General features: G+C 69.2%; 14 protein-coding genes. 9 read left to right on the top strand and 5 right to left on the bottom strand.

Features of this window, described 5'->3' with window-relative positions; all coding sequences use genetic code 11:
* Positions 1–5 precede the first annotated feature (5 nt).
* The 5 genes from ACFWF2_RS13445 (at position 6) to ACFWF2_RS13425 (ending at position 6,990) form a co-directional block, all read left to right on the top strand.
* Positions 6–1,613, top strand: coding sequence for an acyl-CoA synthetase (locus ACFWF2_RS13445; RefSeq protein ID WP_379307738.1), 1,608 nt, complete (start codon positions 6–8; stop codon positions 1,611–1,613).
* A gap of 216 nt (positions 1,614–1,829) precedes the next feature.
* Positions 1,830–3,539 carry a glycoside hydrolase domain-containing protein gene (locus ACFWF2_RS13440; protein WP_379307737.1) on the top strand — a complete coding sequence of 570 codons (1,710 nt, stop codon included), beginning with the start codon at positions 1,830–1,832 and terminating at the stop codon, positions 3,537–3,539.
* An 89-nt stretch (positions 3,540–3,628) separates the two neighbouring features.
* Positions 3,629–4,102, top strand: a complete 474-nt coding sequence (locus tag ACFWF2_RS13435; protein ID WP_379307736.1) for a hypothetical protein — start codon at positions 3,629–3,631, stop codon at positions 4,100–4,102.
* Between the two features lie 94 nt (positions 4,103–4,196).
* Positions 4,197–5,822 carry an FAD-dependent monooxygenase gene (locus ACFWF2_RS13430; RefSeq protein ID WP_379307735.1) on the top strand — a complete coding sequence of 542 codons (1,626 nt, stop codon included), beginning with the start codon at positions 4,197–4,199 and terminating at the stop codon, positions 5,820–5,822.
* 100 nt (positions 5,823–5,922) lie between these two features.
* The gene (locus tag ACFWF2_RS13425) at positions 5,923–6,990 is read left to right on the top strand and encodes an NAD-dependent epimerase/dehydratase family protein (RefSeq protein ID WP_379307734.1); all 1,068 of its coding nucleotides are present in this window, start codon (positions 5,923–5,925) and stop codon (positions 6,988–6,990) included.
* Between the two features lie 15 nt (positions 6,991–7,005).
* Here ACFWF2_RS13425 and ACFWF2_RS13420 read toward each other — a convergent pair whose 3' ends face one another.
* From ACFWF2_RS13420 to ACFWF2_RS13405, 4 genes are read right to left on the bottom strand one after another with little or no spacing between them, the layout of a single operon-like run.
* A complete protein-coding gene (locus ACFWF2_RS13420) occupies positions 7,006–7,458 on the bottom strand; it encodes an SRPBCC family protein (protein ID WP_379307733.1) in 453 nt (150 codons plus the stop codon).
* A gap of 39 nt (positions 7,459–7,497) precedes the next feature.
* Positions 7,498–7,731 (bottom strand): hypothetical protein, encoded by a 234-nt coding sequence (locus ACFWF2_RS13415; RefSeq protein ID WP_379307732.1) that lies wholly within the window; start codon positions 7,729–7,731, stop codon positions 7,498–7,500.
* Positions 7,732–7,757: 26 nt separating this feature from the next.
* A complete protein-coding gene (locus tag ACFWF2_RS13410; RefSeq protein ID WP_379307731.1) occupies positions 7,758–8,453 on the bottom strand; it encodes a hypothetical protein in 696 nt (231 codons plus the stop codon).
* Positions 8,454–8,470: 17 nt separating this feature from the next.
* A complete protein-coding gene (locus ACFWF2_RS13405) occupies positions 8,471–8,968 on the bottom strand; it encodes an STAS domain-containing protein (protein ID WP_379307730.1) in 498 nt (165 codons plus the stop codon).
* A 185-nt stretch (positions 8,969–9,153) separates the two neighbouring features.
* Between ACFWF2_RS13405 and ACFWF2_RS13400 the strand changes: the two genes are divergently transcribed.
* On the top strand, positions 9,154–9,939 hold the full coding sequence (locus ACFWF2_RS13400) for an alpha/beta fold hydrolase (RefSeq protein ID WP_379307729.1): 786 nt from the start codon (positions 9,154–9,156) through the stop codon (positions 9,937–9,939).
* Positions 9,940–9,951: 12 nt separating this feature from the next.
* Here the strand turns inward: ACFWF2_RS13400 and ACFWF2_RS13395 are convergent, their stop codons facing one another.
* Positions 9,952–10,590, bottom strand: a complete 639-nt coding sequence (locus ACFWF2_RS13395; RefSeq protein WP_379307728.1) for a TetR/AcrR family transcriptional regulator — start codon at positions 10,588–10,590, stop codon at positions 9,952–9,954.
* Positions 10,591–10,792: 202 nt separating this feature from the next.
* Here ACFWF2_RS13395 and ACFWF2_RS13390 point away from each other — a divergent pair, with 202 nt between their 5' ends.
* The 3 genes from ACFWF2_RS13390 to ACFWF2_RS13380 all read left to right on the top strand — a co-directional run bounded on the left by ACFWF2_RS13390 (position 10,793) and on the right by ACFWF2_RS13380 (position 15,681).
* On the top strand, positions 10,793–12,208 hold the full coding sequence (locus tag ACFWF2_RS13390; RefSeq protein WP_379307727.1) for an NAD(P)/FAD-dependent oxidoreductase: 1,416 nt from the start codon (positions 10,793–10,795) through the stop codon (positions 12,206–12,208).
* Positions 12,201–13,982 (top strand): FAD-dependent oxidoreductase, encoded by a 1,782-nt coding sequence (locus ACFWF2_RS13385; protein WP_379307726.1) that lies wholly within the window; start codon positions 12,201–12,203, stop codon positions 13,980–13,982. Before ACFWF2_RS13390 ends, ACFWF2_RS13385 begins: the two co-directional genes overlap by 8 nt.
* A gap of 154 nt (positions 13,983–14,136) precedes the next feature.
* On the top strand, positions 14,137–15,681 hold the full coding sequence (locus ACFWF2_RS13380) for an acyl-CoA carboxylase subunit beta (protein ID WP_379307725.1): 1,545 nt from the start codon (positions 14,137–14,139) through the stop codon (positions 15,679–15,681).
* The last annotated feature ends 17 nt before the right edge of the window (positions 15,682–15,698 follow it).

The following is a 15,698-nucleotide window of genomic DNA, read 5'->3' as shown; positions in this document are numbered from 1 at the left end:
CTGACATGGCCAACAACTTCGCCGACCTGTTCGAGCACTCCGTCGACGCCATGCCCGACCGGGTGGCGCTGATCCAGGGCGATCGCCGAACGACCTACCGCGAGCTCGACATCCGGGCCAACCGGCTGGCCGACCAGCTCGCCGAGACCGGTGTCCGGCGCGGCACCCACGTCGGCTTCCAGATGCACAACAGCATCGAGACCATGGAGACGTTGATCGCCTGCTTCAAATTGGCCGCAGTCCCGATCAATATCAACTACCGGTACGGGCCGGCCGAACTGGCCTACGTCTACGACAATGCCGACCTCGACGTGCTGGTGTATCACGCCACCTACGCCGATGCCGTCGGCGCGGCGCTCGCACTCACCCCGACGGTGCGGCGGTCGATCTGCGTCGACGACGATCTCGGCGGCACGCCCGCCTCCGACGCGATCCCGTACGAGTCGTTGCCTGCCGCAGGCAAGCCGTTCCGGCCCGCGGTCCAGCGCACCGGCGACGACCTGTTCATGATGTACACCGGCGGCACCACCGGCATGCCCAAGGGCGTCATGTGGCGCCAAGAGGATATGTGGCGGGTCCTGGGCGGCGGTGTCGACTTCTACTCCGGGGAACCGGTGCGCGACGAATTCCAGCAGTCCGAGACCGGTGCGCAGGCGGTGCCGAGTATCTGGTTCGTGTTGCCGCCGCTGATCCACGCGGCGGCGATGATGCCCACCTTCACCGCACTGTGGTCGGGCAACGCGGTGATGTTCGAGCCGCGTTTCGACCCGGCCCTGGTGTGGCGTGCCGTCGCCGCCCAGCAGCCGCACGTCATGGTGATCACCGGCGACGCCATGGCCCGACCGCTCATCGACGCCTTCGACGCCGAACCGGTGGATGCCTCCTCGCTGCTGGTCATCGCCTCCGGCGCGGCGCTGCTGTCACAACCGGTGAAGAACGCGCTGCTGGAGAAGTTTCCGTCGACGATGGTCTCGGACTCGATCGGGTCCTCCGAAACCGGTTTCGGCGGTATCGGTTTCGCGCAGAAAGACGACAATCCCGCCCGGGGACCCCGGGTCCAGACCGGTCGCGGCGCGGTCGTCGTCGATGCGGACGGGCGGGTCGTCGCGCCCGGCGAGGAAGGCTGGCTGGCCAAGACCGGCGCGGTTCCCCTCGGCTACTACAAGGACCCGGAACGCACGGCGCGGCTGTTCAAGACGGTGGACGGTGCGCGCATCGTGGTGACCGACGACCGGGCCCGCGCGGAGTCGGACGGCTCGATCACGCTGATCGGCCGGGGCAACATGGTGATCAACACCGGCGGCGAGAAGGTGTTCCCCGAGGAGGTCGAGGCGGTCGTGAAATCTCACGACGCTGTCTACGACGCGGTGGTCGTCGGGGTTCCGCACGAGCGGTGGGGTCAGCAGGTCGCCGCCGTGATCTGCGCGGGTCCGGGCCGGTCGGTCGACTTCGACGTACTCCGTGCGCATGTCCGCGATCATCTCGCGGGGTACAAGGTGCCCAAACGGATCTGGGTGGTCGACAGCATCTCGCGCTCGCCCAGCGGCAAGCCGGACTACCGCTGGGCCAAGGACTACGTCGCCGGGCGCGCCGCCGATCACGCGGCCGATTGACCCACTGCGCCCGATAGCCACAGCAGGACGAACATCCCGATCGGAGTGAAACTGCGTAAGTCCAGACTGTCAGACTGATCGTCTATCAATCTTGATGCGGTGCCGAGTCTTTCGATTAGAATGGGTGCTGGGTGAGATCCTCGGTCACCCGGTGCCGATTCTCGGGCACCAGCGTGAGTCATGCCAACAGTTCTGAAGTCATGCAGGGGGTCAACCATGTCGACAGCTGTCGATTTCGCCGCCCGTCTCATCGATCCCGCCGCGATCGTGGCAGCGGGGCACTCGGCGGTCCTCGCCTATGTCGCACCGAGCAGGCCGGGTGCGAATTTCGGCGCCAAACCGATCACCGCCGAGTACGCACGCGCACTCGCCGCGGCGGGCCTGGACGTCGTATCCATCTGGCAGTACGGCAAACCCGGCAATGCCACCCCCTCGGACTGGACGACGGGATTCGACGGCGGCAGGCGGATGGCCGAGCAGGCGCTGGCCACCCATCTGAGCGTCGGCGGGCCGCGGCAGGCGCCGATCTTCTTCGCCGTCGACGAGGACATCTCGCTCGCGCAGTGGAACCAGACGGCCGTCGAGTTCTTCCGCGGCGTCAACGCGGTGCTCGGCACGGAATGGACCGGCATCTACGGGCATTCGCGGGTGTGCGCGTGGGCGATCGAGGACAATGTGGTCGGCCGTCGCGGCGAATTCAGCTGGGTGTGGCAGACCCGCGCCTGGTCGGGGGCCGAGCGCGAGCCCAGAGCCGTGCTGTACCAGCGGATCATCGACACCCCGAGCAATCCCGGCCCGATCATCGACGGCACCCACGTCGACGTCGACGACATCCTGGCGCCCGACTTCGGGCAGTGGAACCTGGATCGCTCGGTGCCGGTGCCGCAGTTCACCGAGATCGACCGGCTCGGGCCGTCGCACTCTCCGCGCGACGGGGCGCGGATCACCAACTTCCTCCTGCACACCCAGGAGGGAAACGGCACCGCCGAATCGCTGGCGGCCTACCTCAACAACCCCGCCAACGGCGTCTCCTACCACTACACCCTGCGGGACGCGATCGTGGTGCGGGTCGTGCCGGAGGAGCTGGCTTCCTGGTCGGTGCTGTCGGCCAATCCGTTCACGGTGAACCTGTGTTTCGCGGGCAGCCGGGTCGCGTGGTCGCGGGCGAACTGGCTGTCCATCGACGACGACCTGCGGATCGCGGCCTACCTCGCCGTCCGCAGTGCACACCGGCACGGCTATTCGACGGCGGTCATCGCCCCGGACTACCACGTGGGCGACGGCATCGCCGATCACCAGTACGTGACCCGAGCCCTCGGCATCGGCACGCACACCGACGTGGGCCCGAACTTTCCCTGGGACGTTTTCGCGGGCTATGTCGCCGCCTTCGCCGGCACGGCACCGAACGCCATCGATGACAGGGCGGCGGCATCGCCCTGGCTCGGCACCCGGCGCACCGACGGCGAACTCGCCACTCCCGACGGCCTCGGCCGCTTCGCCGAGTTCGAGCACGGGTACGTCTACTGGCACCCGGCCACCGACGCCCACGCGATCCCGGCGGCGATCATGACAAAGTACGCCGAACTGGGTTGGGAGGCAGGACCACTGGGCTACCCGATCGCCGAGCACGCCGAACTGCCCGACCCGCGCGGCACCGGTCCCGGTCTCGCGCAGACCTTCCAGGGCGGCACCGTCTACCGCCGCGCCGGGCACCCCGCGTATCGCGTCCACGGTGCGATCGGCGCACGATGGTCGGCGGCCGGATCCGAGAACGGCGAGCTCGGCTGGCCCGCCTCGGACGAGATCACCCACGACGACGGCGTCTACCAGGAGTTCGAGTCCGGCCGGATCTACTGGGTGCCGGGACAGATTGTCGCGCTGCGCAATTCGGGCGACCCCGACACACCGCTCGAGCGTCCCGCGTGAGCGGACGAGCGACCGTGTGGCCGCACTGACTACGCTGGCGGCGTGCCGCGCGCGGACGTGGCACGCCGACCCGTGAGGAGAACCGCGCCATGTGGCCGACCGACTGGCCGTCGTCAGCTCGCACGATCGCTACCGCCGTCGAGGCCGCGGTCGCCGCGGCGCACGCGGCCGACGAACCCGCGTTCACCGAGACGGTGGCGGACCTCGCCGAGCTCCCCGCCGACCAGGTGAGCTCGGTGCTGGCGGCGATCGTGCGGGAACTGCTGGAGATCGCGCATCCCGACGGGCTCACCGGCGACGACGTGCGGGCCGTGCTGGAGGCGGTGGTGCGCCAGTCGGCGACGTGGTTCGCCCGCATCGACGCCACCGCGATCGTCGGCGCGCTCACCGGCGCACTCGGGGTCCACGAGGCGAACGAACCCGACCATCCCGCGGTGAACCCGCAGCCCGCCGCGGTGCTGCTCATCGCCTATCTGGCCGGGCTCGCGCGAGTACCAGCACAGGACAGCATTCGGCGGGCCATCGACGAGATCGCCAGGGCCGAAACGGTCGAAATGCCCTGAGCGACCGAATCCGGTCGTAGTGTCCCCACGACCCCCCGGCGTACGATCGGCACACAACACTGACGCGGATACTTCCAGCACGAGGTGATGTCGCATGGTGGACACCGAAGTCCTCATCGTCGGCGCCGGTCCGGTGGGATCGGCAGCGGCCGTCGAACTGGTTCGGCGCGGGGTGCGCTGCCGGATCGTCGACGCGCTGGCCAGTCCACCGCGGTATGCGAAAGCGGTCGGAATCCAGCCACGCACGCTGGAACTCTTCGAGGCGATGGGTGTCCTGCGGGAGATCCTCGACGCCTCGATTCAGCTGCGCGGTCAGCTCGTCTACGTCAACGGGGTCGAAGCGGACCGGCTGGAGCTGAGCTTGCCGCCCGACGTGCCGTTCGGGTTCATCGGCCTCCCCCAGTACGAGACCGAACGGATTCTGTGGCAGCGCCTGGCGTCGATGGGGACGCGTATCGAGCGTGGCGTCGCGCTCACCGGGTTCACCCAGGATGACGACGGCGTCGAGGCCACACTCCGCGGACCCGACGGCGAGCACACTGTCAGAGCGCGCTATCTGGTGGGCTGCGACGGCGCGCACAGCACCGTCCGCAAGACACTCGGCCTGAGCTTCGAAGGCGCGGCATTCACCGAGCAGTACATGCTCGGCGATGTGGAACTGGACTGGTCGCAACCGCGTGGCTACGGCGTGCGGGCGATGCACCGGACCGACGGCGTCACCGATGACGTGCTGGTCTGCATCCCGCTGCCGGGCCACCACCGCTACCGCGTGTCGATGCGCGTGCCGCCGGAGCTCGAGATCACCGACGGCGACAAGACGGCGCACGGCATCAGCAGCGGGCCCGCGCCCGAGCTCTCCCACATCCAGGCGGTCCTGGACCGGCTGGCACCCGAACCGACGACGGCGTCGCGGATGCGCTGGTCGTCGGTGTTCCGGATCAGCCACCGCATCGTCGACTCCTATTCGCGGGGGCGGGTTTTCGTCGCGGGCGACGCGGCCCATATTCATCCGCCCACGGGCGCCCAGGGCATGAACACCGGCATCCAGGACGCGCACAACCTCGCCTGGAAACTCGCCCTCGCGGTCGCGGGTGTGGCCGCGCCGGACCTGCTGGCGAGCTATGACGCGGAACGCAGGCCCGTCGGGGAGGAAGTCGTCGGCCGCACCGTGCGCCATGCCAGGGAGGGCATCGGTGCCGGGGAGTCGGACCCCGACGTGGTTCTGCGCCGGGAGGCCCAACTGTTGATCGACTATCGCGACAGTCCCGTCGTGGCCGAATCCGCGGCCGCCGCGCCGGAACCGTCGGCGGGCAGCCGCGCACCGGACGCGGCCGGACTGACCCGGGCGGCGGTGACCGACTCCTTCCGGCTGTTCACCCTGCTCACCGGCCCGGACCACACCGTCCTCGCCTATGTGGACGGAACCTGCGACGCCGCCGCGATCGACACCATCGAAGCCTGGGTCGAGCACATCCGGGCAGTGACCGGGGGCAGGCTGGATACCTACCTGATCGCCGCGCCCGACGCCGTCATCGCGCAGACCACGCTGCCGATCATCCGTGACCGTGACGGCGACTTCGCCCGTCGGTATCACGCGGGACCGGGCGCCGTCTATATCGTTCGCCCCGACGGCTACCTGGGATACGCCGCCTGCCCTGTCTCCTCGGACGATGTCACCCACCACCTCGCCACGATCTTCGCCCCGCTGAAAACGACCTGACCGGCCCCGCTCGAAGCCCTACGGGGCGCCGGTTTCGCCTCGGCCGCTGCGGGTAGGCGCGCAGGAAGGAGGGGGTTCGCTGACGACCTGAGGAGTAGGCATGCGTGTCGTGATTGTCGGAGCCACCGGAAATATCGGAACCAGCGTCATCGAAGCGCTGGCAGGGGAAGCACAGGTCGACGAGATCGTCGGCATCGCCCGCCGGATGCCCGCCGAGGAGCGGCCGGGCGTGCGGTGGGAGCGCGCCGACGTGCGCACCGACGACCTGGAGTCGTTGTTCCACGGCGCGGACGTGGTGGTGCACCTGGCCTGGCTGTTCCAGCCGTCCCATCAACCGCTCACTACCTGGCGCGCCAATGTCGGCGGAACCGAACGGGTATTGCGTGCCGTCGCCGCGGCGCAGGTTCCCGCACTCGTCTATGCCTCGTCGGTGGGCGCGTACTCACCCTGCGACGACCAGCGCCGGGTGCCGGAGAGCTGGCCGACCGACGGCTGGCCTGCCGCCGGATACATGCGCGAAAAGGCTTATGCCGAACGGCTTCTCGACCGATTCGAAGCCGAATATCCCGACCGCCGGGTCGTGCGGATGCGACCGGCGTTCAGTTTCCGGCGGGAGGCCGCGAGTGAACAGCGGCGACTGTTCCTCGGCCCGTTGCTGCCGAACAGGCTCGTCCGGCCCGGCATCGTGCCGATCCTGCTGGTCCCCCGCGGGCTGAGGTTCCAGGCCGTGCACAGCCGCGATGTCGGGAAGGCTTACGCGCTCGCCGTCACCACCCAGGCGCGGGGCCCGTTCAATCTGGCGGCCGAGCCGGTGGTGGACCGGGCCGCGCTGGGCGCCGCTCTCGAAGCCCGCACTGTGGAGGTCCCGCCGATGCTGGTGCGCACCGCGCTGGCGACGGGATGGCACGCACGCCTGGTTCCGGCTTCACCGGACCTGTTCGACGCGATGCTGCATCTGCCCCTGATGGACACGAGCCGGGCACGGGCCGAACTCGGGTGGCAACCTCATTTCAGTTCCGCGGAGGCGATCCACCACATGCTGGGCGGTCTGCGCAGCGGTGCGGGCAGCGCTACGCCGCCGCTCGATCCGCACGCGAGCGGACCGCTGCGCATCCACGAATTCGCCACGGGAATGGGGAGCCGGGAAGACACCGCTCTGCGGGTCTGAGGTGTCCCGCGGCGGCTATGGCGTCGTGCTCGGGTTCCGGCCGACCGCCAGGTCGGTGAGGCGGGTGAGGGATTCGCGGTTGCGCGGCACGAGCAGAACCGCCTGGGCCGCGTGCGGGATCAACCGGCTGGGCCCGCGTACCGCGCGTTCGCTCATCGTGATCTCGCACGACTCCGGGCCGGTCGCGCGCAGTTCCAGCCGGACGACGGCGGCGCCGACCGGCCAGAGCCGGGCTTCCAGTTCCAGCGTGTACGGCGGGTCGACGGATCGGACCGAGGTCGTGTCCTCGATGGTCAACGGCCACGGGCCGACACTGTGATGGATCCGCGCGCCCACCGCGGGCCATGCGTCGTCGACCTCGCGGATGTGGGAAGCGCCGACCACCCAGCTCGAATACAACCATCCGTCGGCGAGCACCGCGAACACGTCGTTCACCGGGGCTTGCGCCCTGTGCGTCACCTCGACCATGCTGCCTCCGATTCTCGGGACGTCATGTCCTGGGTCTTCTCACGCACTGTCGACCAGTTCGTTGTGGCCGGCCATGCGGGCACAGCTGGCGCAGCAGTACACGGTGCCGGTCGCTTCGACGCCGTGGCCGAGGATCCGGCAGCTGCAGTGCGCGCAGCTCGGTGCGAGTTTCGATGCGGCGCATTCGATGCTGTCGAAGGTCCAGCTGTCGCCATTACGGCTGACGGTGAAGGACCGGGCGTAGTCGTTGCCGCAGGTTTCGCAGATGGCCATGGGTGATTACCTCTCTCGAATCGTTGTCAGCGTTGACGGACGAGCGCGGCTACGCCGTCTTCCGACGGCAGGCCACCGGATACCGTGGTCACTTCGGCGCCCATCAGGAGCGCGGCGACGGGAAGAGCTTCATCGGCTCGGCAGGTCTGGTGTGGTGCCGTGCCCGCGGTCCAGCTCGCCGGTCCGTCCGGGCCCGCGACCACCTGCGCGCGGTCGGCGCCGACCAGGACGGTGCGGTCGCCGAGCCGGTCCGGGTCGATCAGCAGGCGATCGACATTGGCCATCCGCAGCGCCTCGGCGGTCGCGCCGAGTCCGGCGACAGCCAGGCCGCCGGCACGGCCGAATTCGGCGGCGAAGGTGTCGAGCACCTCCTGCTGCACCGCGTGCTGACGCAGCAGCGGTATCAGGTACGGCAGCGCCGAGACCCGGACGACTTCCCGCGCGGGTGGCTCGGGCAGGTACTCGTCGACGTGGACGGTGTTCTCGTCCAGGATCAGCAGCCTGCCCGCCCGGCCGCGCCCCGGCGGGCTGTCGGTGATCGCGGAGTCGAACAGGTCGAGCATGCCCTGGCCCGCGCCCGCGGTCACCAGCCGTTCCCGGGCGGATCGGCAGCGCAGGGCCAACGACTGTGCGGAGTCCTCGGTGTCGGGTGACGCGTCCATGTATACGACGGCGAACGGCCCGCGCCGCTCCGCTATCTCCAGCAGGTTCATGTCAGTCACACCGCGCGCGTACCCGATCACGGGAACCCGAATCGAGGTGTCGCCGATTTCGGCACACCGAGTTCTGGTGGGGCCGGGTACTCCGACGGTGGCAGAGCAGCCGGGTCCGCGCGCGCGGACGGAGCATCGGCCGTGGCATCGGCCAGGTCCGTGTACAGCGGCAACCACTCGGTGAGGCCGGCGACGGCGACGATGCGGTCGATCGTCGAGGGCACCGGGTTGACCACGCTCATCAGCGCGCCGCCGTGGCGGTAGGCCTTGGCGCAGGCTGCCATGTCGAAAATGGCACGGCACGACATGAACGTCACGTCGCTGATGTCGACCACCAGGTGCCCGTGCTCCCCCGCGATCCGCACGGCATCGTCGAGGATGTCCCGCCACCGGGCCGCGGTACAGGCATCGATCTCCCCGTACACCTGCACGACGGTGGCCCCGCCGCCGAGGACGGTCTCGGCACGCAGGCGTGCCGAGAGGTCGACGGGCTGGTCATCGCCCCGGCTGGAATTGGTGTCCACGAGTACCCATTCCTCGGCACCGGCAAGCTCGCACGGCCCCACCGGTCCTGGCTGCTCGAGATCGGCTGGTTTTTCCCATTCCAGCACGCCGGATCGGCGCTGTCATCGGTTGTAATCCACCTGATGCGGAGCACCGGAATCGCGAGATCCGATGAGTTTCGGCGTTCGGAACCGTCATCACCACCATGAGGACGACCACATCGAAGGACGGCACGGAACTCGCCTACGACGTTTCCGGCGACGGTCCAGCGCTGATCTACATCACCGGCGCGACCTGCTTCCGTAAGTTCCGGCCCATCGCCGCCGATGCCGCGGTGTTCGCCACGGAGTTCACCGTCTACAGCTTCGACCGCCGCGGCCGCGGCGACAGCGGGAACACGATGCCGTATGCGATGGAACGGGAGGTCGACGACATCGAGGCGCTTGTCGATGCCGCCGGTGGCACCGCGATTCTCTACGGTCATTCCTCGGGCGCCGTTTTGGCTCTCGAAGCCGCGGCACGCATGCCGCACAAGATCGCCTCGGTGGCGATCTACGACGCGTCCTACGTGCACGACGAGGCCGAACGGGTTTCCTACGCCCGGTTGGCCGAGGAGGTGGGTGCCCTTCTCACAGCTCACGAGAACGCCCGGGCGCTGAAGGTCTTCCTCCGGGGAATCGGCATGCCGCGCGCGTTCGTCGCGCTGTTGCCGCTGTTCCCCGGCTGGAAGACCATGAAGGCCCTCGCTCCGACCTTGATGTACGACATCGGCCTGACCGAGGTTCTGCCACCGGCGGAACGGTTCACGAGCATCGACCTGCCTGTGCTTGTCGCGGTCGGCGAAAAGAGCCCGCCCGGCCTGCACCAGGTGGCCGGTCAGCTGGCCGAAGCCATCCCCCACGCGACCCATCGCATGCTGGCCGGACAGAACCATATGGTCGGCGCGAAGGCGTTGCTTCCGGTTCTGCGAGAAGCGGCGGTGCACGCCTGACCGGCAGTCCCGCTAGGGCGCGTCGCCGTAGATGACGAGCCAGATCGCGCGGCCGAGCGCCTCGGCCAATTCCTCGTCGCCGATACCGGTTTCGGCGGCGAACGCGACGGAAATCGTACGCTCGACCATCGAGGTGAGCACCAGTGCGGTGGCCCGCGGATCGAGCTGCTGCCCGACGCGGCCCGCCGTCCGCTCGGCCTCGAGCCGCGCGCGCACCAGTTCGGCGAAAGTCGTCACGCGTGAGCGCCAGTAGGCGCCGACTTCCCGGTCGTAGGAGGCGACTTCGCTCAGGGCGAGCAGCAGATAGCGGTGGTCGCGGAAACCGCCGATCATCGCCCGCATCGCTTGCACGACACCGGCCTGCTGATCGGTGTGCTCGGCGCTCCACCACAGTTCCGCCGCCGCGAACAGATCGGTGGTCGCCAGCTCCGCCATCCGGATCAGCAGCCGGCTCTTGTCCGGAAAGTAGCGGTAGAAAGTGGATCTGGCCGCGCCGGAGGCGGCGGCGATCTTCTGCACGGCGATCTCGGTGAACGGCGTGCCGTCGGCGAGCAGGTCTTCGACCGCGATCAGGACACGGCGCTCGAATTCGGCGCGCCGGTCGTCGGCGGGTTTGCGCGCTGATCGCGGGACCCGGGTCAGCGAGGGCATCGGCGGACCGTTACCGGTGTCGAGGCTGGTGCGCTGGCATTGACCATGCGCCCATTGTGCCCGTCGCGCGCCGGAGCAGTTCGGCGGCCGGGGGCGGGCACCGGCAATCCTGTTGCGCGGGTTCGCTATTGACACCTTCGCTCAGATCACCTCATCATCAATCGGACACACTGTCCGAGACTTGTTGACCGAGGCGGTTCTCATGGTCGATTCCCCTGCCACAGCGGTCGAACGGGCTGATGTCGTCGTGGTCGGCGCGCGCTGCGCGGGGTCGGCGACGGCGGCGACGCTGGCAGGGGCGGGTCGCGATGTGGTCGTCCTCGACGCCGCCGCCTTTCCGTCGGACACGCTGTCGACCCATCTGCTCTGGCCCGCCGGTCTGGCCGAACTGCAACGCCTCGACGCGCTGGCCGCCGTCGAAGCCCTCGGTGCGCCACGGCTGACGAGGGCCTTCGCGCAGGGTGCGGGCTTCGGTGTCGGTTCCGCGTTTCCCGCGGTCGACGGGATCGACTACGCGATGTGCGTGCGCCGTACCGGACTCGACGCGGCACTGGTGCGTATTGCGGTGGCCGCCGGCGCCGAGATTCGGCCGCGCTGCCGGGTCACCTCGGTGGTGTGGGACGGAAACCGTTGTGCCGGTGTGCGTTATCTCGACAGCGCGGGCCGGGTCGTGGAGATCCGCGCGGCGCTCGTCGTCGGGGCGGACGGTCGGCGCAGCACCATCGCGCGGGCGGTGGGCGCCGAGCAGCCGTTCCTGACCGTGCCCAGTGGGCGCGACTGCTACTTCGCCTACTGGCGTGACACCGCCGACGCTGCGCGCCACATCGCTGCTCAGTGGCGCGAGGGATCCGACCTCGGCACGGCCTTCCCGTGCGACGACGGACTGGTGCTCAGTCTGGTGCAGCCACCCGCTGTCGCCGGCGGCGCACGCGGCCCCGGTGAAGCGGAACGCCGCTATGTCGAAGCCCTGGCGCGGATTCCGGACCTGACCGAGCGGCTGCGCAGCTGCGAACGGGTGGGTCGGGTTCGCTCCGCCACCGGCATCTCCTCCTACTTCCGGCGCTCCGCGGGTCCCGGTTGGGCACTGCCCGGCGACTCGGGACATTTCAAGGACCCTGTCACGGCGCAGGGCATCCGGGACGCACTGCATTACGGACGGACGCTCGCCGAGTCGGTCGTGGAGGTTCTCGACGACCCGCGCGCACTCGACGCGGCGCTGACCGAGTGGGAGCGCCGTCGCATCACCGAATGCCGCGAGATCTTCCACTGGACCAATCGCCTCGCCCGCGGTGAGGCCATGCGCCCCTTGGAGATCGAGCTCTATCGCACCGCCGTCGACGATCCGGAACTGGCGGCGATCACCACCGGCATCTTCTCCCGCACCCGCAGGCCCGCCGAGCTGTACACCCCGGCACGGGCGCTACGCCTCGCCGTGCGCGCGCTACGCCATCAGCCCACCCCCGCCGTCCTCGCCGATCTGGCGCGCGAACTCCGCGACGCGACCGGCGAATGGCGCACCACGCGAACGACCTTGCGTGGCACCGTACCTCGCTCCGCGGCACCGTTCCCGCCGCGCGCCACCCTCACCACCGCAGGTCCAGGAGAACACCATGCCTGATCAGCCGACACCGTTGTCAGCACCGATCACCCGGCGCACCGCGTTGCGCGCCGGGCTCCTCACCGCAGCCGCTCTCGCGGTCGCTCCCCCGGGTGCCGCGGCCGCCCGCCGCTCGCCACTGCTGCGGTCCGGTGGCAAGGCAGTCGCGATCTTCGGCGGCGGCATGGCCGGTCTGAGCGCGGCTCACGAACTGGCCGAGCGAGGATACGAGGTCACCGTCTACGAACCGGCGTTCCTCGGCGGTAAGGCCCGCAGCATGGGTGTGCCGGGAACAGCGTCACCCGGTCGCGCGGAGTTGCCGGGCGAGCACGGCTTCCGGTTCTTCCCCGGCTGCTATCAGCACGTTCCCGACACCATGAGCCGAATTCCGTTTCCCGGCAACCCGAACGGCGTGCTGGACAATCTGGTTCGGGTCGAGGGCACGGTCGCCGGGTTCCAGGGCCTGCCGCCGATCTTCACACCCGTCGAGCTGGGTGGACTTGGTCAGCTGACGCCGGAACTGGTGCAGAACAGCATCATCGGCGCGCTCGGCTTCGTCCCCGACCTGCCCGCGCACGAGCTGGCGTTCTTCGCCAAACAGATGCTCGTGTGGTTCACCTCCAGCACCGAACGGCGCTTCGGCCAGTGGGAATACGTGACCTGGGAACAGATCATGCGCGCCGAAGGCAAGTCGCCGGCGTACCGGAAGTACCTGGTGAACGCGCTCACCCGGATCACCGTCGCCGCGAAACCGCAGACCAGCTCGGCGCGCACCATCGGCACGATCGGTGAGGCACTGGTCCTGGCCGCCTCCGGCACGATCCCGCAGTTCTCCGGTGGTGTCGACCGGATCCTCAACCGCCCGACCAATGCCGCGTGGATCGATCCGTGGGTGGAGTACCTGCGCTCGCTCGGCGTGCGTTTCGTGATGGGACAGGGAGTTTCCGCACTCCAGCTGGCCGGCGGCCGCGTCTCCTCGGCGACGGTGACTGGTGCGCGCGGCACCTCCACGGTCACCGCCGACCACTACCTGTGCGCCATGCCGGTCGACCGCGCCGTCGACCTGCTCGACGGGTCGATCCTCGACGCCGATCCGCGCCTGGAGGGGATGCGAAACCTGGTCACCGACTGGATGGTCGGCATCCAGTACTACCTGCGCCGCTCGACCGACATCCCCGAAGGACACATCGCCGCGCTCGGCTCGCCCTGGGCACTGACCGCGCTGCGCCAAGCCCCCATGTGGGTGGGCGATTTCCCCGCCACCTACGGCGACGGCTCGGTGCTGGAATGCCTGTCGGTCGACATCTCCGACTGGGACACACCGGGAATCCTCTACGGCCGCACCGCCAAGGACTGCAGCGCAGACGAGATCGCCGCCGAAGCCTGGGCCCAGCTCGAGGCCTGGCTCAACACCGGCACCGGCTGGCTACGCGGCGAGGACATCCATTCCTGGCACCTCGACCCCGGCATCACCTGGTCCGGCGGCGGCATCCACAACGAGACCCCGCTGCTGGTCAACACCGTCGGTTCCTACGACAACCGCCCCGACGCGCACTGCGCGATCCCCAACCTCTACTTCGGTGGCGACCACGTCCGCAGCCATATCGACCTGGCCACCATGGAAGGCGCCAACGAGTCCGGTCGCGCCGCCGCCAACGCCGTTCTCGACTCCGCCGACGACCCGGGCCCCCGCGCCCAGATCTTCCCGCTGGTCTCCCCGCCCGCCTTCGCCGCCGCCAAAGCCATCGACGCGGACCGCTTTCGAGCCGGCCTACCCCACCTGCTCGACGGCTGAACCGCACGTCCCCTGGGTCGACGCGGAATCGAACGCCGGCTGGTGAAGGCTCACAACCCTGGGCGACTGGGTCTTCCCCGGCGTCCCCGGTACTGTGGCACAACGCCCACCGGACGCGGTGACGGCGCCCACCGCGACAATCTGGATGTAATAGATGAGTGCTACTGCCGAAAAGCTTGCCGACCTGCGGGAAAAGCTGGCGCTTGCGCAGGAACCGGCCGGAGAGGCGGGGGCCGCCAAGCGAGCCCGCAAAGGCATCCCGTCCGCCCGCGATCGCATCAACATGTTGATGGACCCGGGCACCTTCATCGAGATCGGCGCCCTCGTGCGCAATCCCACCGACAAGAACGCCCTCTACGGCGACGGTGTGGTCACCGGGCACGGCCTGGTCGACGGGCGTCCGGTCGCTGTGTTCTCCCATGACCAGACCGTCTACGGCGGCACCATCGGTGAGATGTTCGGCCGCAAGGTCGCCGCGATCATGGACCTCGCGGGCAAGATGGGCTGTCCACTGATCGGCATCAACGACTCCGGCGGCGCGCGCGTGCAGGAGGCCGTGTCGTCGCTGCGCTGGTACGGCGAGCTGGCGACCATGATGGAGCCGCTCTCGGGTGCGGTGCCGATGGTCTCGCTCATCCTGGGCAACTGCGCGGCGGGCGCGGTGTACCAGCCGATCTGCACCGATGTCGTGGTCGCCACCGAGAGCGCGCACATGTTCGTCACCGGTCCCAAGATCATCGAGGACGCCATCGGTGAGAAGGTCGACATGGAGGAACTGGGCGGCGTCTACAACCAGGCCGCCTACGGCAACATCCACCATGTCGCCAAGGACGAGCCCGCCGCCTTCGCCTGGGTGCGCAACTACCTGAGCTACCTGCCGTCGAGCTCCACCGAGCTCCCGCCGGTCGTGAATCCCGGCCTGGAGCCGGAGGTCACCGAGTCCGACCTCACGCTGAACAAGCTGGTCCCCGACTCCGACAACATGGTCTACGACATGCACGACGTGCTGCTGCGGATCTTCGACGACGGGGAGTTCCACGAGATCGGCGCGGCCGCCACCGAGAACATCATCACCGGCTTCGCCCGGGTCGACGGCAGGCCCGTCGGCGTGGTCGCCAACCAGCCGACCGTACTGGCGGGCGCGCTCGACGCGAAGGCCAGCGACAAGGCCTCGCACTTCATCCATATCTGCAACGCCTTCGAGATCCCGCTGGTGCTCGTGGTCGACACCCCCGGCTTCCTGCCCGGCGTGGAACAGGAGAAGGCGGGCGTCATCAAGCGCGGCGGCCGGTTCCTGTTCGCCTACGTGGAGGCCACCGTCCCCAAGGTGACCGTCGTGATCCGCAAGGCCTACGGCGGCGGCTGGGCCGTCATGGGCGCCAAGGCGCTGGGCTGCGACGCCTACCTGGCCTGGCCGACCGCGCGCATCGCGGTCATGGGCGCCGAGAGCGCCGTCGGCCTGACCCAGCGCAAGATCCTCGACGCGACCCCCGAGGACCAGCGCGGCGCGATCCGCCAGCAGATGATCGACTTCTACAACGCGACCATCGCCACTCCGTGGATCGCCGCCGAGCGCGGCTACATCGACCGCGTCATCGAGCCGTCGACCACCCGTCTGGAAATCCGCCGCGCCCTGCACCTGCTGCGCGACAAGAAGGTTGTCCGCTACCCGCGCAAGCACCACCTGCTGCCGCTGTGATCCGGCCGGGGCAGGTG

Source organism: Nocardia sp. NPDC060259, from assembly GCF_042728775.1.
In the GTDB taxonomy this organism is placed as follows: Bacteria; Actinomycetota; Actinomycetes; order Mycobacteriales; family Mycobacteriaceae; genus Nocardia.
Note: the sequence above shows the minus strand (reverse complement) of the source record. Positions and strands in the feature narration are given on the sequence as shown.